Source organism: Candidatus Acidianus copahuensis (assembly GCF_000632495.1).
Taxonomy (GTDB): Archaea; Thermoproteota; Thermoprotei_A; order Sulfolobales; family Sulfolobaceae; genus Acidianus; species Acidianus copahuensis.
In genome coordinates, this window is the sequence record NZ_JFZT01000017.1 from 138,696 (window position 1) to 161,995 (window position 23,300).

A 23,300-nucleotide genomic window follows, 5' to 3' on the forward strand; every position below is an offset into this window, starting at 1 on the left:
TTAACTATGTATTATAGATAAAAACTATTCTCTACTATCCAGATCGATGTATTTTCTACCGATCTCTCCACGGTATATCGCCTTAGGTCTTATTAATTTATTGTCCTTTAAGTATTCCATTACATGTGCAGTCCATCCAACAACTCTAGATGAGGCAAACACTGTAGGGAAGAGATCTGGGTTAAATCCTAATGAGTACAGAACTATTCCTGCGTAAAAGTCCACATTAGGATATATCCCCTTTTTTCCAAGGATCTTACATCCTATTTCGTCCACTTTTTCCGCAATGGCGAAAAGTTCCTTATTACCTCTTTCTTCTGTGATCTTTTTTGCATAATCTTTAAGTATTCTTGCCCTAGGATCGTAGGTCTTGTAAATTCTATGTCCAAAACCCATTATCCGTTGGCCATTTTCAAGTCTTTTCATAATGTAGTCTGTTACATTCTCCTTGCTTCCTATTTCCATGAACTGCTTTAACGCTTCAGCGTTAGCTCCACCATGAAGAGGTCCTTTAAGTGCAGAAATTCCAGCAACTACTGAGGAGTAAAGGTCTGAGAGTGTGGATGCAACGACTAAGCATGCAAATGTTGAAGCATTCATTTCATGATCTATATGAAGTATCATCGTAACATCCATTGTTCTAGACTCTACTTGTGATGGTTTATTGCCATTAAGCATATAAAGAAAGTTTTCTACATGAGAAAGCGAAGGATCAGGTTCAACTATATCTTTTCCATCCCTAAGCCTAGAGAAATAAGAAATTATTATAGGTATTTTTGAGGCTAATGATATTGCCTTTTCTCGTATATCTCCTGGTCTTGTATCCTCTAATCCTATTTGACTAACAGCAGTTCTAAGTACATCCATTGGATTTGCGTCCTTTCTAACTTTTCTAAGGTAGTCCGTAATAGAATCTGAAATTTTTCTTTCTTCTACAAATTTTTCTTTTAAGTCCTGTAGTTCCTTTCTATTTGGCAATTTTCCAAACCATATTAGGTAAGCTACTTCATCAAACGTTGAAAACTCAGTTAAATCATATATTGGATACCCTCTATAGTATAATCTTCCCAATTGTCCATCTATATATGTTATTTCTGTTTCCTTTATCGCTACGTCTTCAAGTCCCTTTTTTAGTTCCATGGCTTAAATCCCTCAATTTTTTTAGTGCAAAATCCTTCTCTTTTCTATCTATTTTAGCTTTCTCTACGACTTCTTCGATTGTATGTATAACTTCTAATGCAACTCTTCTGTTTACTGGATACGGAATTCCATCCTTACCCCCTATTGCGTAAGCATACTTGAACGGATCTGGCGGATAATTAACAGGATCCTTAAATGATGGAGGCTCGCTATAAATTAAGTCAGAAATTAGGAAGAGCGCTCTTGCAGTTGAAGGCCCCATTCCAGAGAGTAAAGCCTCCTCTAAAGTTGATGGATTTGTTTCATAAATACCGTTTAAAACCTTTAACAATTTTGATTCATCTATGGGTTTCATATATACTATTCTTGCCTCTTTAGAGATTCCGACTACTGATGCGTTAGTTAACCAGAAATCTAGACTTTCGTGTCTTAACGCGGATTTTGCTATAGAGATTCTTTCGACAATTTTTCGTGGATTTTCTCTCAATAGATCTAAAATAGTTTTTCTTGTTCCCTCTTTATCCTTTTCAATAACGTTTACGGCTACGCCCTTAATTCCAGCTATAGCCTCATGGGGTTCTACTATAAATTGCTGAGTATTTTTCCAGTGATATCTTCTAGCGAACTTTGTCTCTGGGTTCATTCCTTGTTGAATTATCCCCCATTTACCTGATTCTGAGATTATCATTGAGTGATGGTAAAGTTGATGTCCATCTTGAACGAGCGTTGTATCTACCTTTGCTGCAAGTCTACTTGATCTCTCTGCCGATTCTACGTCAACATCAATATACTTAGATATTTGCCTAAGTTCTTCAGGTACTTTTCTTGCGTTCTTTCCCTTTCCGCCAATAACTACTAATCCATCCGAAGGACTTAATACATCCTTTAGAATACCTAAGGTCACAGTTGTTGAACCAGAGGAATCCCAGTCCATTCCAATAGCGTTATTAAAGCTCTGAAACCACAAAGGGTTTGATAGTCTTTCAACTACTTTATCTGTTCCCCACTCTAGGCTCATTATATCTACTATACCTTTAGCTAGTCTTTTCATTATGGGTACTAGCCACGGAGGTACATGACCAGTATGTAACGGTAGATCTGCTATTCCCTCTATTTCCATTATACTTAATTTCTTTCAGTAGAAGGTTATAAACATGATAATAGCCTCTATTTCCGACATACATTCACCAAAATATCTAAGAGAATTCTTTATTGCGCTTAAAATGCTTCCCAAGGTTAATATTGTACTCTTAGCAGGGGATTTAGTTGACAGAGGAAAATATTCTCATTTTGAACCTATATATAAAGCGTTAATTGAAACTAATGTAATTGCAGTATTTGGTAATGAGGATTTTAGAGAGGAAAGGGAGAAATATAGAGAAAATTTTCCCAAAGTGAAATGGCTAGACGATGAATCAATAGAGATTTCATATGAGGGAGAAACTTTAAACATTATCGGAAGTGAGGGTGTAATAACCAAGCCGACATTTTGGCAAAAAACTAAGGGAATAGATGAAAATTTCTATATGAAGAGAAAAAACAAAATAATTGAGATGTTATGCACCTCAAAGGGAAAAACTATACTTTTAACTCATTATGCACCAACCTTTGTAACGGTGTATGGTGAAAGGGAATCTGCATACCCTGGATTAGGTTACAATTTACTAGAGGAATCCCCTTGTAAACCCGATTTAGCAATACACGGTCATGCTCATTTTTCTAGAAGAACTTTTGGAGTAGTTGGAAAGACAAGAGTGTACAATGTAGCTTTACCTGCTAACGGAAAGTTTGTCATAATTGAAATATAAATAGAATAATATATTTGTTTTAATAAAATAATAAGCCGTATAGAGTATTGTTAAAGTATTAATTGCTTGGCATCTATCTTCAGAGTTTTGATTAACTTTTAATTTCTTTTTATTAACAATTCTTTCTAATGAAAGCTATATCCAAATATGGAATAGGTTCAATAATACTTGCAATTATTCTAATAGGAATTGCCGCATTCCTATTTGTTTACTTTCATAGAGGAGAGGAAGGAGAAGTATTTCTGATCGGCAAGGCTTATGCATATAAGACATTTAATGATCCTTATAGGACTACTATAGGAATTACCAATAGCTCACTAATAATTATTTACGCAGTGTTTAACAACACCGGAAAAAATGATATACCTATATGTTATGTCGAGATTAATGATATTACAGTATCCATTAACCAGTTTTATGTACTAATAAATCAAGGTTATCATTCGACATTTAATGGAGAAAGTATCCCCGTTGGCATACATAATTTAACGATCTTGATTAACTATAATATAACCTTATTTCATGAAAACAAAATCATGATGAACCTAGGTAATGGACAAACAATTTCATTTATAGCATATTTATCTAGCTAAATTTAGAAATCAACTAAACCATTAGTTACTAGTAAATCTTTATTAGGTTAAATAAAATGAAGTTAACCTTGTGAAGATCGGTCTTATATATTATGGTGGGCAATACAATCATCTTATACTGAAAAACGTAAAGTATCTAGGTAAATCAATAGATGTTATAGATCCATTAACTTCAGTTGAGGGAATTAAGAGTTACGACTGCCTTATATTTAGTGGAGGTCCGTTCTCCGTAGAAAAGGAGATCCTTAAGATGGGTAATTCCCCTTTATTCATTAAGGAAACAAACGTTCCTAAGCTTGGGATATGTTTAGGACATCAGTTGTTGGCTTATGTATTAGGTGGAGTAGTAGGAAAATCTGATACCCCAGAGTTCGGCCTTACTAAAGTGAGAGTAATAGATCAAGACACTATATTGAAAGGACTTAAGTCAGAACTCATAGCATGGGAAAGTCATAATGACGAGGTTAAAGTACCACCTATGGGCTTTAAAGTGATAGCTGAAAGTGAAACAGCTAAGGTTCAAGCTATGGTAAATAAAGACAGTACAGTATTTGGAGTTCAATTTCATCCAGAAGTTAAACATACCGAGCAGGGAATAGAGGTATTTAAAAACTTCCTTGAAGTGTGTAGAAAATAATGATTGATTTCTATACTGAGAAATTACTTGATTTTATTAAAGAGGATGTATATCCTGAAGATATAACAAGTAGAATCGTTAAAGGTATAAAGGCTAGAGGATATATCAGATCTAAAGATAGCGGAATATTAGCTGGAAATGGCCTTCTTCCTAAGTTCCTTTCAATTGTTGGAATAAGAATTATATCAAAGAAGGACGATGGGAAGGAGGTCAGACCTGGAGACGAGTTGCTAGTAATTGAGGGAGATGGGGACGATCTCCTAGGAGTAGAAAGGGTAATTCTAAATATTTTGGGAAAACTTTCTGGTATAGCTACGGCAACTCATCTCATGGTGAACAAAGCAAGAGAAGCAAACTCGTCAGTAAGAATAGCAGGAACTAGAAAGACTACTCCAGGATTAAGGCTGTTTGAAAAATATGCTATTGAGGTAGGAGGAGGAGACCCACATAGATTTAATCTTTCTGATGCAATATTGATAAAAGATAATCACATTGCACTAATAGGTAGTGTAACCGAATCTATCAAATTAGCCAGAAAGATAGCAAGTTTTACTAAGAAGCTTGAAATTGAGGTAAATTCAGTAGAAGATGCAATTCTAGCATATAAGGCTGGAGTAGATGCCATACTTTTAGATAATATGAAACCAAGAGAAATTGAAGAGGTTGTGAAAGAACTTAAGGGTAAACTGATCATTGAAGCTTCAGGCAGAATAAATCCAGACAATGTTGTGGATTACGCTAGAACTGGAGTAGATATAATATCTAGTGGTTATATAACTCATAGTTCGAGGTCTTTGGACTTCTCTATGGATATTGAAAGAATCTAAATCTCATCTTGATTGCTCTTCCTTATATGTTCCATTGTTTTTCTTGGAAGAGAGTAGTCTTCTCTTCTCTCATTCAATTTGCCTAGCAGTACAAGACCTTTACCTGGTTTTATATCTATTTCCCAAACATATTTATCGTGATTCGTTTGTCTCATTTTTTCTATGTTAACATATCTGTGAAGCATACCGTCTTTAATTACTCTTCTAAACCTTATTATCCCATCTGCAACATGTTCTACCCCAAATCCAAAGGCTTGAGATGTAGTTATTGCATATTGTGAAGTAATAAGAATTGTAAATTTCCATTTATATAAAACTCTTTTAATATAATAGCTTATTTTTCTTGCCATAGCTGGTTTGTCTAGAAAGAACGCGCTTATGGAGTCTATTGTGAGCCTAGCTCTTCCATAGCCTAACTTCTGCTTTGCTTCTATTACCTTTTGTACCATTTCCTCCGGTGTTACTTCATTTATTGACCAAGGATCTTCCTTTTCCTTCATTAAGGCATCTATGATTATTAGCTTCTTATCAAGGTAATCTTCTAAGTTCATGTTAAACTGCTTTGCCTGCTTTATTATTGAGTCTCTACTTTCTTCAGTAGTAACATATATACCGATATCTCCTTCCTTTAACCCTTCATATATAAAACTTATTGAGAATATTGTTTTTCCAGTTCCCGGCTCTCCAGTTAAAGCTACCAAGAAACCTTCTGGTATCCCTCCCTCTATAAGTTTGTCAAAATCTTCTATTCCAGTCGAAAGTCTTGTCATACCTTTAAATTGTCCATATTATTAATTAAATGTGATGAAGAACAGCGGATATTCTGAGTGATTAAAATGTATTGGGTGAGGAAAGGTATAATAGGCGGATCTTCGATACCTTATACTTTATCTGAGATAAGTGAATGGAAGAGTAGAGGAGTTAGAAGAGTTCTTGTGCTTCCTGAAGACTGGGAGATTGAGGAGGCTTGGGGAGATATACAATATTACTTGAAAATAATTGCTGAAAATGGATTTGAGTACTTACACGAACCTATATCTGATGGACATGCACCAACTGAGGAACAGTTTTCCAGGATACTCTCATGGCTTTCTTCTGGTAAAGGTAACTTAGTTCATTGTATAGGAGGAATTGGAAGAACAGGAACAATAATTGCAGGTTACCTTATGGTAAAGGAAGGTTTTTCATCAAGAGAGGCTGTTGAGGAAGTTAGAAAGTATCAACCAGGATCCGTTCAGACTCTAAAGCAGTATGAGTTTTTGTTAAGGTTGGAAAAATGGACTACTTCTTCAACTTTCTAAAGCTCTTTCAAGGTCTAGTTGCTAAGAATGTGAAAATAACGCACTTAGGCTTAGATAATGTTAGTTCCATCTGTGCAATAGACGTTGCGTATAAGGGGAATATTGGATTTGCTGCTGCGATAAGGAAAGCTGATAATCAGATTGAAAAAAGAGTTATCTCAGGCAATATAGATCTTCCTTATGTCCCAGGTTTTCTCTTTATTAGAGAAGCGCCTATAATGATAAAGGCGTTGGAAGGTTTTCAATGTGATTTAATTTTAGTTGATGGACACGGATTAGCACATCCAAGGAAAAGCGGAATTGCGACTGTGATCGGCGTATTGATCGATAAGCCTGTTATAGGGGTAGCTAAGTCGAAGTTGATAGGTGAAATAGTTAATGAAGGAAATAGAGAGTATATAATTGTAAATGGAGAGAAAGTAGGAATTAAATCAGGGAAATATTTTTATAGTCCAGGTAATTTGACTGATTTGGATGATTGTATATCTCTCTCTAGTAAGGGTTATCCTGATATTCTTAAATTAGCAGATAAGCTATCAAAAGAAGCTAAGAAATGATATATACAATTGAAAGCCTATTTAGAACGCAAGGAGAGCTCAGAAAATACCGTTTATCCCTAGATGACTTTAGGTTGTTTACTGTATTTTAGTCCTCCTAAGACTTAAACTCCTCACTCTAACATTCATTGGTAGTATAATGATCTCCACTGTGGATCGAGGTATCGGGATCAAAGGCATGAATTCCTTTTTACTATCTCTAACCTTTACGTAACGCGTAAACAATTCTTTTTCTCTAAGGATAGGAGATGTAAATTAGCGTTATCTAAAATTATCCTAATGAAGGTTAGGAGACGAATACTCCATTGTAGGACAAGAACGGAAAATCTCTAATAGAGAAATATAATGTTCTTAATTTAGATAATAAGGGGTTTAGGCTTTACGTTTTGAACTTGCACTAATAAAAAACTTTAAGAGTTAGAGCTGTTGAAGGCAGTTTCACTTAAATCGTGACGTTTTTACATATTTTATTATTTCCCCCTTTTCAAAATGCCTATATTTTAAAAACACAATATTAATTTGTCCTAAATGTTGGCGTGTAGACTCGAAGAAGGGACTGTGAAAGGGTAAGAGGAACTAATGGCGTGTAGATTTTCTCATATCCTACCTCGGCAGTGTAGGTTAGATTAGGCTAGTAATGGATCGTGATGATGAGCTTCGGCTTAGAACGTGGTGAAGTCCAAGGGTTTCATAGACATAACAAAAATGTCCGTAAAACCCAAACTCTCAACGGGAGTTATTTTGTAATTTATGAATAGTAGCGAAGAAATTGATAGAATTTCCTAAATCAACAGTCTTATGAAGTCTTTTTGCTCTTACATAAAGATTAAAAACACATATTCGCTTAGAAAAACATGTATCCGAATATTAATGAGGAACGTATAGTTAGTCTTTCTCCAAAGGAAACTGCTCTGATTATTGTTGATATGCAAAATGACTTTGTAAAAAAAGATGGAAAACTATACGTTCCTTCAGCCGAGGAAACAGTCAGTAGAATCAAAGAAATGATCAAGAGAGTTAGAGAGGCAGGTTCCTTACTAATTTATACTCAAGATTGGCATATGAAGGACGATCCAGAGTTCAAGATTTGGGGAGAACATGCGTTGGCTGGAACATGGGGAGCGGAAATTGTTGACGAATTATCTCCAGAAAAGGATGATTTCACGGTGAAAAAGTATCGTTATGATGCATTCTTTGATACTCCTCTAGATTATATTTTAAGGGTAAAAGGAATAAAAAACGTAATAATTTCTGGAACAGTAGCTAATATTTGCGTTTTGCATACAGCAGGAAGTGCTGCCCTCAGATGGTATAACGTTGTTCTTCCTAAGGATGGAATTTCAGCATTAACAGAATTTGATTATTACTCTACGTTAAGACAGGTGGATTTTCTCTATAAGGGTAAAATAACAACCTTTGACGGAATAAAACTTAATATTGAATAAGGTTAACATTTTTAGTAATGAATTTCTACTCGATCGTTCATAACGACTTTGATGGTACTGCCTCAGCAGCGGTTTACTCTAGAGCAGTGGGTTCACTACCGGCTAATATATGGTTTACTGAACCTACAAAGATACATAATTTGATTGGTAAGCTTGAGCTCAGAGGAGTCAATAAGATAATGATAGCAGACATTGGATTGAACGAAGGTACAATAGATCAAGTAATATCGGCTTTAAAATCGCTAATATCTAAAGGAGCATCCGTCCAGTGGTTTGATCATCATGTTTGGAAAGAGGAGTGGAAGAAGAAACTTGCTGATATAGGTGTAGAGGTTTATCATGATACCCAAACATGCGGAGCTGGAGTGGTACATAATGTTATGAATCCTCAAGATGAGTTTTCCTCTAAATTAGTTTCAGCAGACTGTTCAGTTGACATATGGCTTCACAATGATCCTATGGGAGAAAAGTTAAGAAGGATTGTCGAAAATAACAGAGAATTCTCATGGAAGAAAAAGATCATAGAAACCTTTTATAACGGTATACTTTGGAACGATGAATTTCAAAGTATTTTAGAGAAACAAGTGGACGCGGAATTGAAGGGATATCAGAAGCTATGGAAATACTATAGAGTACTCGAAATCAATGGAAAAAAAGTTGTAGTTGCTATTCGGTGGAGGGGGCCTCCTGATATAAGCTATGCTGCACAATTCTTAATGACAAGAGAGAAAGCTGATGTATTTGTTTCAGCTAATGGTAAAGCAATTTCCTTTAGAAGCGCTAAGATCGATGTAAGAAGATTTGCAGCAAAATTAGGCGGTGGTGGGCATCCTCTCGCTGCCGGTGCCAGTTTAAATATGCCTTTAATCTATAGGTTTTTAAGAAGAGTTGGAATCGTATCTCCGGCAAATAAATGGGTCTCTAACATTGTAAAAAATACCATATCAGATTTAGGTTACTTCGAGTATAAACAGAAGAATATATCTACGTCTTGAAACTTAAAAGCCTTTCTTTCAAGAATAGTATAGAAAGTAAATTTAATCTTGTTTTCACTATTCATTAATAGTGATTCCAAATGGTAAAGGTTTATGAAAAATTTCCGGATACACAAGTTTTAACTACTAAGGGACCCATTGACTTTTATAAGGATATATTCGGAAAAGGAAAATGGCTATTCTTGTTTGCACATCCAGGAGACTTTACTCCAGTATGCACTACAGAATTTGTAGAATTTGCAAAAACATATAAGGAATTTGAAAACTTAGGAGTTCAATTAGTTGGATTAAGTGTAGATAGTGTTTACTCTCACATTGCTTGGTTGAGCGATATAAAAGAAAGATATGGGATTGAAGTACCGTTTCCTGTCATCGCCGATCCTGACAAAAAGTTATCTAGAATGCTAGATCTAGTTTATGAAGGAACAGGACAGACTGTTAGGGGAGTATTCATTGTAGACCCTGAAGGAACTATAAGATTTATAGCTCAATACCCATTAGAAGCAGGTAGAAATATTTCTGAGATGTTGAGAATAACTAAGGCCGTGATTGTAGCGTATAAGGCTAAAGTAGCTACACCCGTAAACTGGGAACCCGGTAAAGAAGTAGTTTTAGGAGCTCCTTCAACCTTAGACGAAGCAGAGATGAGGATGAAACTTCCAAACGCTAAGGCATGGTATTTAGTATTTAAGAAGTACGACGAATTACCATCTAGTCAAAGAGTATAAACATATTTTTCTCTTTTAACCTCGTTAAATGAAAACTAGATTATTTTTTAGCGCAACATATTATATATCATATTTCTCTCAACATATTATGAAGGACGATTTTAACAACAAAGATGTAAATACTATTCTCTCTGAATTAAATAGTTCAGTTAACGGGCTTTCAGAAGAAGAAGCCGAAAAAAGACTTAGAACATACGGTTATAATGAGGTAAAGGAAAAAAAGGAAAGTCCAATAATAAAATTTCTAAAAAAGTTTTGGGCTCCAGTACCGTGGATGCTTGAAGTAACAGTTATCATTACATTTATACTAGGTAAGTTTTTAGATATGTATATTATTTTATTCTTGCTTATATTTAACTCTATTATTAGTTTTATTCAAGAGAAAAGAGCGGAAGATGCAGTTGAGTTACTTAGGCAGAAATTAAATGTAAAAGCAAGGGTATTAAGGGATAATAAATGGAAAGTAATCCCATCTAGACTCTTAGTTCCAGGAGATATAATCCATGTTAGATTAGGGGATATAATCCCTGCAGACATGAAGATATTTGATGGTCAAATTTTACTCGATCAGTCAGTGCTCACAGGAGAGTCATTACCAGTTGAGAGAACCATAAACGATATAGCGTTTTCAGGATCAATCGTAAAAAGAGGTGAAGCTAGTGGTGTAGTTGTTGCCACTGGAGGTAAAACTTATTTTGGGAAGACAACGGAATTGGTTCAATCGGCAAAAGCTCAGTCACATCTTGAGAAGTTAATTTTAAATATAGTAAAATATCTTATTGTGATTGATGTTATCTTAGTAATATTATTAACTATATTCTCAATATTGGAAGGAATACCGATCAATGACGTTCTTCCATTCTCTCTTATAGTTCTTATAGCTTCTGTACCTGTAGCGCTTCCAGCCACTTTTACGATAGCTATGGCGCTGGGAAGTGTAGAACTATCAAGAAAAGGTGTTCTGATAACGAGATTGACTGCCTCTGAAGACGCTGCTTCTATGGACGTAATAAATCTTGATAAAACTGGTACAATAACTGAAAATAGAATGAGAGTAGAGAATCCTATAGCGTTCGGGAATTTTAGTCCAGATGACGTAATTAAGTTTGCCTATATGGCTTCAGATGAGGCAAGTCAAGATCCTCTTGATAATTCAATAATTTTATGTGCAAGAGAAAACAACATTAAAGTAGAGTATCAAAAGCTTTCTTTTACTCCTTTCGATCCGACAATAAAAAGAACTGAAGCAACAGTTATTTTTAATGGCGAAAAACTTAAGGTGATTAAAGGAGCTCCTCAAGTTATTGCAGGATTAGCTAAAGTTGATCAACCAACATTTGACAAAAAGTTAGAAGAATTTTCTAGCAAAGGGTTTAGAGTTATAGCAGTGGCGGTCGCTAAAGAAGGAGAAAGTCTTAATCTAGCAGGTCTCGTTCCACTTTATGACCCTCCTAGACCAGATAGTAAAGAATTCATTGCTGAAATAAAATCTTTGAATGTTAAGCCTAAAATGATAACTGGAGACAATTCCCTTATAGCTAAAGAAATATCCAAAGAAGTGAATATAGGAGATAATATTTGTAACATAAAGAAAATAAAGGAGTTACCAGATCAAGAAAGAGTAAAGGCAATAGAGAATTGCGATGTTTTTGCCGAAGTTTTACCTGAAGATAAATATCTTATTGTAAAGAATTTACAATCAGCTGGACACTACGTTGGTATGACAGGAGATGGAGTTAATGACGCGCCGGCTTTAAGGCAAGCAGAAGTAGGTGTCGCAGTTTCCAACGCAACAGATGTAGCAAAGGCATCTGCTAGCGTCGTGCTAACTCATGAGGGTTTAGTTGATATCGTTGAGCTTGTGAAGACAGGAAGAAGGATTTATCAAAGAATGTTAACATATACACTGAACAAGATTATTAAAACGCTTCAAGTTGTATTTTTCCTAACATTATCTTTTTTTATTGTTAAGTTTTTCGTTACTACTCCTTTTGACGTGATTCTTCTCCTTTTCCTAAATGACTTTGTTACAATGTCTATAGCAACAGATAATGTTAGGTACTCGTCAAAACCAGAAAGGTTTAGTGCAAAGAAAATTGTATTGGCTTCTGGAATTCTTTCCATTTTAATTCTGATAGAATCGTTCTTTGTTCTTTGGATTGGTTTTATCCTAAAATTGGACATACCAGAAATTCATACGTTTATTTTTGATATGTTAGTGATTACTGGTCAATTAACTGTCTACATGGTTAGAGAGAGAAGAAGTATGTGGTCCTCTAGACCAAGTAACTTTCTCTTAATAGCGAGTATAATAGATATTGTATTTGTACTATTCATTTCATCACTTGGAATTCTAGTTTACCCTATACCAATTATAGATTCACTATTAGTTTTAGCCATAGCATTTGGATTTACAGTGATTTTTGATACAGTAAAGAATATATCCTTCAAAACAGTGGGGATATAAAGCTAATATGAGAATACTAGTTTGGTTTTCTCTTTTTCTTTTAGTTTTAGGGATATTAATTTCTTGGATATCTACAATAACTCAAGAGTTTAGCGTTATGGATTATGGTTATGGGAAAATTGCTTTTCCTCCAAAGTATTCACAGTACTATTGGTCAGTTCTAGTTGCAGGACCTCCTAGGGGAGAAGTAATAGTGAATGGCACAGTTATATATAAAGGAATCATAGAGGAAGTCCAGTTTCAGAAAAACCAGTTTTATGTTTATGCTGTTAATGGAAAAATTCAGCCATATGCTGATCTATCTCCCTTAGGTTTATTACTCATACTTCTAGGAACTGGTTTGGGCCTTCGATCTACTGCCTTGGCTCTTCAAGAGAAGTACGTTAAAGAAAGTTTTGAAATTGAAGGGAAAGGCTTAACAACATATCTAGCTAAAAGATCAGGTAATCTAATCTCGTCATTAATAGTTATTTTAATTATAACAATTCTTATTGAAATTAAGAGCGGTTTTACAGTTATCAAGGCAGTTCAACATCTGTTAACTTTTAACTTGGGTAATGGAATCTATGGAGTGTCCGTAGATTCCCTACTTTTAACATCTCTCTCTTTTACAGATTTGCTAACTGGTGTCTCGTTTATCCTTACAGTTTATTTGAGTACTTTCCTTACATTAAGGGCATATAGTAGCAAAGGATATATCTATTTTATTATCTCCAGATGGAAATATATAGGTAATGCTCTTTCGTCTTGGGTTATAGGAATTGGTTTACTTTATTTAGGTAATTTTCTAAGTTATCATCATCCGAATTTTATTTTTCCAGTTATTTCTTTATTTTTTCCCTATATTGGCATATTTGCTAATAAAATGCTATTCTCTATTCAAACGATACCACGAGAAGTGATAGCAAAGGGTCTTACAAGAGAAATTTTGATGTATAAGCACGTCATGGGCAATCTAATGCTGGTCACCTTATCAACGATCTCTGCTGCGTTTGTAGAAATGCTAATAGCCGAATTCCTAGTTGAGTCCATATTTGGTTGGCCAGGATTAGGAACGTTAGCAAGAATTTCCGTTGATAGTGGTAATATGCGTACTATAGAAGGGATTCTTCTCTTTTATTCTACACTAGTTTTGATGTCTAACGCAATATCAGATATGGTTTATGGATTTTTAGATCCTAGGGTGAGAAAATAATGCCAAAAAGTATGATATTTTTTATCATATTTATTATTTTATCAATATTTTTCTATTTCTTCATTTTACCTTCGGGAAAACCACTTCAACCACCTAGTCTAGAATATCCTTTAGGTACATATTTAAATGGTAATAATATGATAAATACAAATGCAGATGCAATAGTTAATACGCTAATTTTTGGTTTTATTGTAGGAATAATAGAGACAACGTTAGCTTTAAGTTTTGGATATTTTTCTGGAATATCTAAGAGAAATATAGAGATTTTTATGGCAAGAGTTATGGACGGAGTCACTGCTTTACCTAGAATTCCGCTCCTTCTAGCAATTGCCTTAATTTATGGAACACCAACAGGTAATTCTCTGATATCAAATTTCTTTTTCGTTATTTTGATCGTTGCACTAACCGGTTGGTCAAATTACGCAAGACAAGTATCTAAAACTATTTCAGAGAATAAAATAATAACGATATCAAAGGAGTTGTTGCCTAAATTTCCGTTTTATCTTTCTTTATCATTATCTTCAACTTCTTTGAAGATATTCGGTAAAAAAATCATTATTCCTGCTATGGTGGACGGTATATCGACGTATACAGCTATGGGAGTTATAGCTGGAGTTGGAGATCCATCTTTCCCAACTCTAACAACTCTACTGACCACATCTTCAAAGTTATTGCCAGATTGGTGGTTGTTTTTGATTCCAGCCTTGTTAAGAGCCGTCTTAGTAGTTAGCTTGCTATACATTGCTGATAAGGTGAAATAAAATGCTTGAATACCAATGCTCAACTACAGATAAGTTAAATTGTTTTTCAACAGTAGTATCATCTAACTTAGGTATATTAGGACAAAAGGATAGTGGAAAAGAAGACATCATCTATCTTGCACTAGGCATCTCATCATTAAAGAAGGGCAAAGTTTTATATGACGGAAAAGATATTTACTCCCTAAAGGAAGAATATCTCAATAATATTAGATGGAAGAAAATTTCGGCGGTTTTTTATAATCCATATAACTCGCTTAACCCATTATATAAAGTATCTTCTAATTTTGAGGAAATAGCTATATCTCATGGACTTGAAAAGAACGCTTCACTCGAAATTGCTGTTGAATATCTTAAAATTCTAGGAGAAAAGAAAGAGATCCTCGAAAAATATCCTTATGATCTTTCGCCGTTAGAAGCAAAAAGAGTCTCAATAGCCCTAGCGATGTTTACAGATCCAGAATACGTTATGATTGATGATATAGAGTACGGTTTAAACGATAATGGGAGGGCATTGATAGTTAATTCTTTGATTGATTTAATAGAGAGTTCTAGGTCTAAGTTTGTAATCCTTGATAACGATCCTTCCGTAATATCAAGATTAGCCGACGAATTTATAGTACTGTACATGGGCAACATTGTCGAAAGGGGGAATGATTTAAGAGAGGTTTATCATCCATACACTATTGACTTAATTAGGGAAGAATTAGGGATAAACAAATTAGGTATAGGTTGTCCTTATAGTGCGAACTGTAGGTTTGTAACTCCAAAGTGTGAGAAAGTAAGAACGACTAAGGTTGGAAATAACGAGGTAAAATGTATTATATACTGGTGAGTCAGATGATCAAGGTTAAAGGTCTCTCAATAAACTGTCTGAATGGAGTTAATCTAGAACTTGGAGGAATTTCTTGTATATTGGGAAATTGGGGAAAAGATAAGGAATCCTTAATTTCTGCAATACTTGGAAAGGAAAAATACCAAGGAAAAGTGGAGTTTTATGTTAAAGGAGTTCTAATTGATAACAAAGAGGCTCTTATGTTAACTAGAGTGATCCCTCAATATATGGAAAAACCTAATGTTAAAGCTTCTAGTTTTCTTTATCCTTTTACAAAAGTTTTTGGCGGAAAAGTAAAGGAAATTATGCAAGTACTTGATATAGAAGATAAGTACCTATCAGAGATGGGGGATTATGAACTTTTTAAAGTGTATAGCGCCCCCTTGTTTATGGGTGATGTAAAGTTTATTCTTCTTGCGAATCTTTTAAACTCAGTAGAAGAGCAAGCTAAGGCAAGAATTCTTAAGGATTTAATTAAGATCTCTAAGATGAAGAATTCTGATCTCATACTCCTTATAGATTCGGCTGAATATGTTAATGTTTGTGAAAGTCTTTACGTTATTTATGGCGGGAGAATTCTAGAGGAGGGAAAGGAATTTCTTCATCCATACTCTATGGCATTATTAAATTCGAGAATCAAAATGGGAAATAAACATGAAAAGATTGATGTTATGGAGATAGGACAGCCTACAAGTGAAGGATGTCCATTTCATGAATTTTGTAATGAAATGAAACTAAGAAAATATCTTTGGATAAAGTGTAGACTGGAAATGCCTGATATGATGAATATTGGGGAAGAAAAAGTTGCATGTTGGCTATTCCGAGAGGAATTTCGTCAATAGTGAACTGGTTATATCGATCCTTGTTAAATAGGTCGATATACTTGGTTTTAAGACTAAAGACGTTCACACGTGTTAAGTACTCCGTAATAAACATATACCTTATCTCAACAAATTGGAAATATATCTCGGAAACGTTAGAACTTGAATTTGTGGACTCGTAATATTTACACAGAGTTTAGGGAATTATCTCAAAAGGTCTAGTTGCAGTGATATGGAGATCGAGTCTAGAAGTTGACGCAGAAAGCTTAACCAAAAGGTCAGGGTGTCAAACAGGTTCTAAACTCGATATCTTACGTTTCTCCTTACTCCATATAAGGATAAATGCGTATAGAAATACACAAATACCATGTATAGAATAGTAGTGCAAATAAATGATGCAGAGAAACTAGCTAGTTCGTTGAATTCTGTAATCAATTTGCGTAATGACCTACAAGATGCCGAAATTGAGGTTGTATTTCATCAGTCAGCTATAAAAGCCTTATTAAAGAATGGAAACTTTGTAAACACTATTAATGACTTAATTTCTCATAGAATAACCGTTGTGGGATGTAGGAATAGTCTTAACTCTCAAAGACTTACAGAGGACATGCTTTTGCAAGGAGTAAAAGTTGTTCAAGCGGGAGTTGGAGAGATAGTTAGAAAACAGGCAGAAGGGTGGATATATTTAAAACTATAGAGTTTAGTCAAAATATCAAGAATCCCCTCTCCTAAAGAGGGATGAATTAAAAGCGTATTAACCGTGACGCAGGGAATAAGATAGTAACGTTAAACTCAATCAAGGTAAAGGTTTTTCTAATAGGCCTAGAAAAGCAATCTTAGACTTTCCTATAGATATGAGCAGAAAATTTCACTACTGCTTCGTTCGAATAGAGGAATTACACTATATTAGACTAGAATTACGTTATGGAAATAGGGAAATCTACTTTATATTGACAAAGAACACTACTAATTCTGGTTATTTTCCCCTTTCCTCTACACAATTCTTAATCTATGCAGAGCTTAACCGACGTTCTCCGCGCCCTAAATAGTCCCTTCATGAACTATTCATAGGTTCCATCGATCTGGTGTCTCGCAGATCCCTCACCACTATGGTTGATGAAGTTGCCATAAATCATTGTTTGTCCCTAGAGGGTTACTCCACTGTATCCCTCGTTCCTAACGTCCTCCTCTGGGCTAACCTTAAATATCATATGCTATTGATTATCTTACTATCAATCAATTATAAATTAGTATTTAAGAATTTTTCATAATAATATACCGCTTTTCTTAAATTTTCTGCTTCATTCTCCATCTTGGATAATTCTACGTAAGCTCTGGCCAGTGAGAGGTAATCGCTTAATTCCTCTCCTAACCTTATAGCTTCCCTAAGTAAATCAATGTATTTAGTTCTCTTGTATAACTCTAAAAGTAAAGCTTCTCGTTCTTTAGATTTTAATTCAGATGCTTCCTCAATTCTTCTTAAAGCTTCGTAGAGTAGTTCTGGTTTAGCAGAGGATAATCTATATAATGCCTTTATTTCTCCATTAATATCACCTATTTTTCTAAAAATAGCCAAGGCTTCCTCTAACTCCTTCTCATCATCAGATGAGAGTAAAGCTTCTGCGTAAAGCTTCTCGTTCTTTAAAGCTTTTGCAATTTCTACCGCTTTTTTATACAGTTCCTTCTTACCATTCCTGGAAAGAAAAATGTAACATGTTGCCAAATCTTCGTTAGGAATGTCATAGCTCTCAAGAATTCCTCTAGCCTCCTCTACAAACCTTACTTCCCCTAGAGAAAGACACACTTTCGCTAAAAATCTCCTAGCGTGAGGATAAGTACTAGACTTAGTTGGTATGGATTTTAAGAGTTCATACGCTCTTCTATAATCGCCTTTTCTATAAGCTATGAGCGACTTATTAAAAAGAAGAGTTCCTTTATCCTCATCACTTTTAGCTTTTCTCAAACCCTTATCTATGGCGTTTTCTGCCTCTTCTAACTTATCAAGTTCTAAGAGAATTAGACCCAAGAGATTTAAGCTACTTATATCGTCTTTTCCTTCTAGTATATTTATGGCTTCCTCTAAAAATTTCTTATCCTTTGTTTTCTTATACTTATCATAAAGAGATACTGCATTTTCCTTTAGAATCATATAGATTATTTCCTCATAAAGTCCTTTTATCTTTTCATTGGTGATAGTACATAATATATCTCTATGAGGTCGTGAAACTGTTTCTAGTTCTAGAGTAACAAGCGGTTTTTAAATAGGTTTTAGAAATTTTATGATGATCTCCATACTGATGATGTGCAATGTATAAATGGGGCGATACTCTTAGGGATCCGTGCCGTTGATCCCGATGCCCTATGATTTCACACTTGGGTTAGCCGTGTTATCAAGAAAGGTGTGGGTCAGGAGTAAGTCCCTAGAGGAGTAAAATACACTAAACAACCTAACCCTCTAGGGACAAATGGAAATCTTATCTTCAAATTACTAAAGTTACTTTAGATTTTTCCACTCATGATTAGCTTAATGATGATGTGTAATACCTTCTCCCTGGAAAGTTTCCTATGGTTTTTATTTGAAAGTCCACCGAATGTAATACGTATTTCGTGACATTAAGTTCTGCCTTGTGTTTAGACCACTTGTCTTGTTAATTATCAAAATTATCTAGTTTGTGGATATTATATAGTCACTATCCTATAATCTCATACTTATTGTGATTACTTCACTTCATGAAGCGAGGTTGTCAATAATTTTTCCTAGGCTTCTTCACCTCATAAGATAAAAGGAAGTATTGTTTTATGTAAAACATGTTAAGAATAGAAGAGACGTTTAAGGAGTTCTTACCCAAGCTAGGTATTATTCTTCCCGTTATTATAATAACAATTATAGGTTATTTGGCAGATCTATTAACTCTAAAGTTTTTACCTCTTTTTGTTAACTCTATTATTGCGAGTATCGTAGCTGATTTTATTATAGGTCTAATGCTTTCCTTTTCTATATGTACATCATTGGCAGGGTTCCTTTTTACTATTGAACTTAGACAGGAGTTCTCAATACTTAAAGATTACTTATCTCAGGCCGTAATGTTTGGTATAGTAAGCGGCCTATTTTTCTTTATATTTGGATTTATTCCTTTTTCAATATTTCTTGATGCACTTAGTGTATCCTTTCTTTTCGTTTTATACTCATTCACGTTTAAGGGAAAGTCTTCTATAGGCTATTCCTTAGATTGGATCAGTAGGGCTATAGGTCAGGATTTTCTTTCTTTTGTAATATTATATTTGTTAGCTCTATTATCTTTTTTCCCAGTATCAGATATAATATGTATACCTCTAGGTGCCATTCTAGCATATAACTTAAGAAGGGACTTATCCTAATTTTAAAATAGATAGTTCATAGTTTATCTTTTTATATAAATTCAGAATCTCAAATATAAATTTAGATAAGCGATAAAATTTACGTTTTTATAGCTTTTTCTCTCGATACGAGGATCAAAAATCTTCCATTCCTTACTTCTTCATCTTTGCTGAGACAAAACTATCCATTTGCCTGTCATACACATTACCTTGTGCACATAAGATACACTGATCGAACGAGATCTACATTACTGTCATGTTCTCTCTGTTACGATTAATATGATTTTGATTATCCTCATCAGAAGAGCAGGGAATTCTTGGCATGTTATCTTAAAAGCAAGAGAAAACGTTTTTTATAGGGAGTAAGAATTTTAAGGCGAGCGGGGATGCCCGAGCTAGGTCAAAGGGGGCGGACTGAGGCTCCGCTGGTGTAGACCTGCGTGGGTTCAAGTCCCACTCCCCGCATATGTTCCTATTTAACTTTTTAATATATGACAATAAAGTATAGTTTGATCAGGGATGAGTCTTTAGCAAGTATGTCCTAAATAAGCAAGAGTTAAAAGTACTGTTGAAGGAATTAAGGAAATGGAGCTCACCAGCAACTACTCTTCTTTCATTGTATATACCTCCTGGTAGGCCAATATCTGATGTTTTGAACAATCTGCGACAAGAGGCATCAATTTCCCAAAATATAAAACTAAAAAGAACTCGGGATGCAGTGGAGGCAGCAATAACTGGAGCAATAGATAGATTAGTTCAAATAAATAAGGTTCCAGATAATGGTCTAGTTCTCTTTTGTGGAGAAAAATTCGAAACAGAAGATTTTCAATGTTTTATGTTGTCTCCACCTGAAAAGATAACAATATACTTCTATAGGACAGATAAGACGTTCCACACTGAGTTCCTTGAGGATATGGTAGAGGAAAACGATGTATACGGGCTTGTTATTGTTGAGAGAGATGAGGCAACAATAGGTTTACTAAGGGGAACTAGAGTTCAGGTTCTAGATGAGATGGAAGGCTTTGTTCCTGGGAAGCATATGATGGGAGGTCAAAGTCAGCGAAGAATTGATAGAATAATTGAGGAGATGTATGACAACTTCCTTAAGGAGGTTGGAGAGAAAGTAAACGCATACTTTCTGCCATATGTAGAGGAAAAGAAGCTAAAGGGTATTTTACTTGGAGGTCCAGGTTATGCAAAGGCAGACTTCTATAAGGAAGATCTTATTGATTATAGGCTTAAGAAACTTATTATGGAACCTTTAATCGATATAGGGGATCAGGGAGAAACTGGTTTAAGAGAAATGATAATGAAGGCTAAAGATCTACTTTCTAATCAAAAGTTTGTAGAGGTACAGAATTTGATGGATGAAATCAAATATCACTTAGCAAAGGACGACGGTCTGATAGTTTATGGGAAGGAGGAAATAGAAAAGGCAATAAACATGGGTGCATTAGATTCACTTATTGTATATGAAGGTGAAGAAGGGGAAAAGTTAGCTGAAAATGCTGAAAAAGTTGGCGCGAAAGTGTATATAGTAAATGATGAGTTACCTGATGCCGAATGGGTAAGATCAACATTTGGAGGAGCCATAGGTAAATTAAGATTTAAGCTATGATTTTCCTTCTTTTCATTTCCTCTATTACACTTAACATTGGTATAGGTGGATAGGATCCGTAATTTTCCTTAAAGCTTTCTTCGAGGCTATCTTCCCTTACTCCTTCATCAATTAATTTCTTTGTAAGGTTAATTACATCTTCCCAGTAATTCCAAGGGTACATAAACCATGTCCAATCCTTTATTGTATCTGCATAATAGTCTGGAATGTATTTTGAGGATACTATATACTGAAGAGTAGATGTTCTAATTTCTTTAGCCTTAAAGTTCTCCCTAACAAAGTTTTTAGCCAAAATAAGGCTATCACCTGTGTCTGTTATATCGTCTATAATAAGTACATTTTTTCCAGATAGGTCAACAGTAAAAGGATATTTTATTCTAGCTTCAGGAGTATGAGAAGCAGTGACAATCCAATGCTCTACTTTTATAGAAATTACGTCATATATACCTAGAGCATCAGCAACTAACCTTGCTGGAACAAGCCCTCCTCTAGCTATAGCTATTAAGATATCTGGGACATAAGCTTCTTTTAGCTTAGTAGCAAGCCTATTTGAAAGATCTACTATTTCATCCCATTTTACAACCTTTACAGGGATTTTAGGCAATATTAACTCCCTTAGTTCATACAACCTCTACCTAATCAAATTTTTGGTTTTAATTTATTAGTCACTTTAAAGAACATTTTGCGATGGAGAGCGAAAAAGCCACCATAGCGGTAATAGGCGGATCTGGACTTTATGATCCTCAGATATTTTCTAATACTAAGGAAATTAAAATTTATACACCGTATGGAGAAACAAGTGATTTAATAACTATAGGTACGTTAGAGGGTAAGAGGGTAGCATTTCTTCCTAGACATGGAAAAAGGCATAGGATTCCACCTCATAAAATAAACTACAGGGCAAACATTTGGGCGTTAAATCAGCTAGGGGCAAAGTGGGTTATATCAGTATCTGCCGTAGGTAGTCTTAGGATGGACTATAAGCCTGGAGATTTTGTTGTTCCAGATCAATTTATAGACATGACTAAGGGAAGAGAGTACACGTTTTACGATGGCAATGTTGTTGCTCATATTTCTATGGCTGAACCGTTTTGTAATAACCTTAGAAAAATAGCTATAGAATCGGCCCAGAAATTAGGAATAACTATCCATGAAAGCGGCACATATATTTGTATAGAAGGCCCAAGGTTTTCTACCAGAGCAGAGAGTAGAGTATGGAAGGAAGTATTCAGATCTGATATTATAGGTATGACTCTAGTTCCAGAAGTCAATCTAGCGTGCGAGATGCAAATGTGCTATGCAGTGATAGCTACTGTTACTGACTATGACGTGTTTGCGGATATTCCTGTTACTGCAGAGGAGGTAACAAGAGTATTAGCGGAAAATGCAGAGAAATCTAAGAAACTATTATATGAAGTTATTAAGAGACTTCCAGAAAAACCTGATGAAAGGGAGTGTTCCTGTTGTCAATCCCTGAAGACAGCTTTGATTTAACTCCTTTTAAAGTTGAAGTACCAAAGTTTTCCTTAATAGTTTATGGAAGAGGAATGGAATTACCTGCATTTACATTAGAAAGGAGTATAATAAATTTAAGATCACAAGTGATAAAGACGGTTCCTCTACCAGAAATGATTTTTCTTGAAAGTCCTTATGCTGAAGAAGGGCAAGTAATAGCTTTTATAAATGATGAGAATGAAATGAGGGAATTTTTAGACAACGCTTGGTCTCTAGGAGTAAGAGGAGACGTAATGACTTGTGGTAATGCTAAGTCTAAGGGTGATATAGCCGTGCACTCTTTTGCTGGAGATCTTTGCGAAATTAGACTTTCAATTTCTCTTTTAAATTCAATATTAGGTGGAGGCAAAAGAGATAACAGATTAAGTAAAGAATTAGACTTTTCAGATTTATCGGAATTTATATCTATGAAATCAAGCGAGATATCTCAAGAACTTCCACAGTTCATAATATCTCCTGTACTATATCCGAGCAAATATTTTTTAGAGAAGTTTACTGGTAAAACAGTAAAAGGATATTTCGATGTCACGTTTCAAGACTCTAACGTTATATATACAGAAGTTGATGCAATGCCGATGAGAAGAATAGCTTTTTCGTTGAGGAAGGAAGGAAAAAAAGTGAAAGAAGTTAAAATTAATGTGGATCCGCTTTTAGCACCTATTTATTTAAGTCTGATTGCTCATTATATTAAGGTAGGCTGAGA

At 34.8% G+C, this 23,300-nt stretch carries 23 protein-coding genes, 1 tRNA gene and 1 pseudogene; 20 read left to right on the forward strand and 5 right to left on the reverse strand.

Translation table 11 applies throughout. The features are described from left to right. Positions 1-24: 24 nt before the first annotated feature. The gene (locus CM19_RS02370; protein WP_048098837.1) at positions 25-1,140 is read right to left on the reverse strand and encodes a citrate synthase/methylcitrate synthase; all 1,116 of its coding nucleotides are present in this window, start codon (positions 1,138-1,140) and stop codon (positions 25-27) included. Next, the gene (locus tag CM19_RS02375) at positions 1,118-2,260 is read right to left on the reverse strand and encodes a DUF763 domain-containing protein (RefSeq protein WP_048098838.1); all 1,143 of its coding nucleotides are present in this window, start codon (positions 2,258-2,260) and stop codon (positions 1,118-1,120) included. Before CM19_RS02375 ends, CM19_RS02370 begins: the two co-directional genes overlap by 23 nt. Positions 2,261-2,294: 34 nt before the next feature. Between CM19_RS02375 and CM19_RS02380 the strand changes: the two genes are divergently transcribed. The 4 genes from CM19_RS02380 to nadC all read left to right on the forward strand — a co-directional run bounded on the left by CM19_RS02380 (position 2,295) and on the right by nadC (position 5,005). Next, entirely contained in the window at positions 2,295-2,948 is a 654-nt protein-coding gene (locus tag CM19_RS02380; protein ID WP_048098839.1) for a metallophosphoesterase family protein, read from the forward strand. A gap of 128 nt (positions 2,949-3,076) precedes the next feature. Beyond that, positions 3,077-3,541 carry a hypothetical protein gene (locus CM19_RS02385; RefSeq protein ID WP_048098840.1) on the forward strand — a complete coding sequence of 155 codons (465 nt, stop codon included), beginning with the start codon at positions 3,077-3,079 and terminating at the stop codon, positions 3,539-3,541. A gap of 70 nt (positions 3,542-3,611) precedes the next feature. Continuing rightward, complete coding sequence (locus tag CM19_RS02390; protein ID WP_048098841.1) at positions 3,612-4,178, forward strand: GMP synthase subunit A; 567 nt, start codon at positions 3,612-3,614, stop codon at positions 4,176-4,178. After that, positions 4,178-5,005, forward strand: coding sequence for a carboxylating nicotinate-nucleotide diphosphorylase (gene nadC / locus CM19_RS02395; protein ID WP_048098842.1), 828 nt, complete (start codon positions 4,178-4,180; stop codon positions 5,003-5,005). Before CM19_RS02390 ends, nadC begins: the two co-directional genes overlap by 1 nt. Here nadC and CM19_RS02400 read toward each other — a convergent pair. After that, complete coding sequence (locus CM19_RS02400; protein ID WP_048098843.1) at positions 5,002-5,775, reverse strand: KaiC domain-containing protein; 774 nt, start codon at positions 5,773-5,775, stop codon at positions 5,002-5,004. The two genes, nadC and CM19_RS02400, sit on opposite strands and share 4 nt — an antisense overlap. Positions 5,776-5,841: 66 nt before the next feature. Between CM19_RS02400 and CM19_RS02405 the strand changes: the two genes are divergently transcribed. The 11 genes from CM19_RS02405 (at position 5,842) to CM19_RS02455 (ending at position 16,804) form a co-directional block, all read left to right on the forward strand. After that, positions 5,842-6,306 carry a protein-tyrosine phosphatase family protein gene (locus CM19_RS02405; RefSeq protein ID WP_048098844.1) on the forward strand — a complete coding sequence of 155 codons (465 nt, stop codon included), beginning with the start codon at positions 5,842-5,844 and terminating at the stop codon, positions 6,304-6,306. Continuing rightward, positions 6,282-6,863 (forward strand): endonuclease V, encoded by a 582-nt coding sequence (locus CM19_RS02410; protein ID WP_048098845.1) that lies wholly within the window; start codon positions 6,282-6,284, stop codon positions 6,861-6,863. Before CM19_RS02405 ends, CM19_RS02410 begins: the two co-directional genes overlap by 25 nt. 854 nt (positions 6,864-7,717) lie before the next feature. Next, positions 7,718-8,308, forward strand: a complete 591-nt coding sequence (locus tag CM19_RS02415) for a cysteine hydrolase family protein (protein ID WP_048098846.1) — start codon at positions 7,718-7,720, stop codon at positions 8,306-8,308. A gap of 17 nt (positions 8,309-8,325) precedes the next feature. Beyond that, positions 8,326-9,303, forward strand: a complete 978-nt coding sequence (locus tag CM19_RS02420; protein WP_048098847.1) for a DHH family phosphoesterase — start codon at positions 8,326-8,328, stop codon at positions 9,301-9,303. An 80-nt stretch (positions 9,304-9,383) separates the two neighbouring features. Further along, complete coding sequence (locus CM19_RS02425; RefSeq protein ID WP_048098848.1) at positions 9,384-10,031, forward strand: peroxiredoxin; 648 nt, start codon at positions 9,384-9,386, stop codon at positions 10,029-10,031. Positions 10,032-10,119: 88 nt separating this feature from the next. Beyond that, entirely contained in the window at positions 10,120-12,498 is a 2,379-nt protein-coding gene (locus CM19_RS02430) for a plasma-membrane proton-efflux P-type ATPase (protein ID WP_048098886.1), read from the forward strand. 7 nt (positions 12,499-12,505) lie between these two features. Next, entirely contained in the window at positions 12,506-13,693 is a 1,188-nt protein-coding gene (locus CM19_RS02435; protein ID WP_048098849.1) for an ABC transporter permease subunit, read from the forward strand. Continuing rightward, a complete protein-coding gene (locus CM19_RS02440; RefSeq protein ID WP_048098850.1) occupies positions 13,693-14,454 on the forward strand; it encodes a hypothetical protein in 762 nt (253 codons plus the stop codon). The genes CM19_RS02435 and CM19_RS02440 overlap by 1 nt, the downstream gene beginning before the upstream one ends. 1 nt (position 14,455) lies before the next feature. After that, a complete protein-coding gene (locus CM19_RS02445) occupies positions 14,456-15,286 on the forward strand; it encodes an ATP-binding cassette domain-containing protein (protein ID WP_048098851.1) in 831 nt (276 codons plus the stop codon). Positions 15,287-15,291: 5 nt separating this feature from the next. Then, positions 15,292-16,128 (forward strand): hypothetical protein, encoded by an 837-nt coding sequence (locus CM19_RS02450; protein WP_150111358.1) that lies wholly within the window; start codon positions 15,292-15,294, stop codon positions 16,126-16,128. A 346-nt stretch (positions 16,129-16,474) separates the two neighbouring features. Next, on the forward strand, positions 16,475-16,804 hold the full coding sequence (locus tag CM19_RS02455; RefSeq protein ID WP_048098853.1) for a DsrE family protein: 330 nt from the start codon (positions 16,475-16,477) through the stop codon (positions 16,802-16,804). 543 nt (positions 16,805-17,347) lie between these two features. On the opposite strand, the gene CM19_RS02460 is transcribed toward CM19_RS02455, so the two are convergent. Continuing rightward, the gene (locus CM19_RS02460) at positions 17,348-18,256 is read right to left on the reverse strand and encodes a tetratricopeptide repeat protein (protein ID WP_052349417.1); all 909 of its coding nucleotides are present in this window, start codon (positions 18,254-18,256) and stop codon (positions 17,348-17,350) included. A gap of 659 nt (positions 18,257-18,915) precedes the next feature. Between CM19_RS02460 and CM19_RS02465 the strand changes: the two genes are divergently transcribed. From CM19_RS02465 to prf1, 3 genes and pseudogenes are all read left to right on the forward strand, one after another. Then, a complete protein-coding gene (locus tag CM19_RS02465; RefSeq protein WP_048098855.1) occupies positions 18,916-19,485 on the forward strand; it encodes a hypothetical protein in 570 nt (189 codons plus the stop codon). A gap of 359 nt (positions 19,486-19,844) precedes the next feature. After that, positions 19,845-19,929: transfer RNA gene (locus tag CM19_RS02470), tRNA-Leu, on the forward strand. Positions 19,930-20,023: 94 nt separating this feature from the next. Next, positions 20,024-21,082, forward strand: a pseudogene (gene prf1, locus CM19_RS02475) (peptide chain release factor aRF-1); the annotation flags it as partial. On the opposite strand, the gene CM19_RS02480 reads toward prf1, so the two are convergent. Continuing rightward, on the reverse strand, positions 21,072-21,686 hold the full coding sequence (locus CM19_RS02480) for a phosphoribosyltransferase (protein ID WP_048098888.1): 615 nt from the start codon (positions 21,684-21,686) through the stop codon (positions 21,072-21,074). The pseudogene prf1 and the gene CM19_RS02480 overlap by 11 nt on opposite strands. Before the next feature lie 83 nt (positions 21,687-21,769). Between CM19_RS02480 and CM19_RS02485 the strand changes: the two genes are divergently transcribed. Continuing rightward, positions 21,770-22,576 (forward strand): S-methyl-5'-thioadenosine phosphorylase, encoded by an 807-nt coding sequence (locus CM19_RS02485; protein WP_048098856.1) that lies wholly within the window; start codon positions 21,770-21,772, stop codon positions 22,574-22,576. Further along, entirely contained in the window at positions 22,546-23,298 is a 753-nt protein-coding gene (locus CM19_RS02490; RefSeq protein ID WP_150111359.1) for a hypothetical protein, read from the forward strand. The genes CM19_RS02485 and CM19_RS02490 overlap by 31 nt, the downstream gene beginning before the upstream one ends. Positions 23,299-23,300 lie beyond the last annotated feature (2 nt).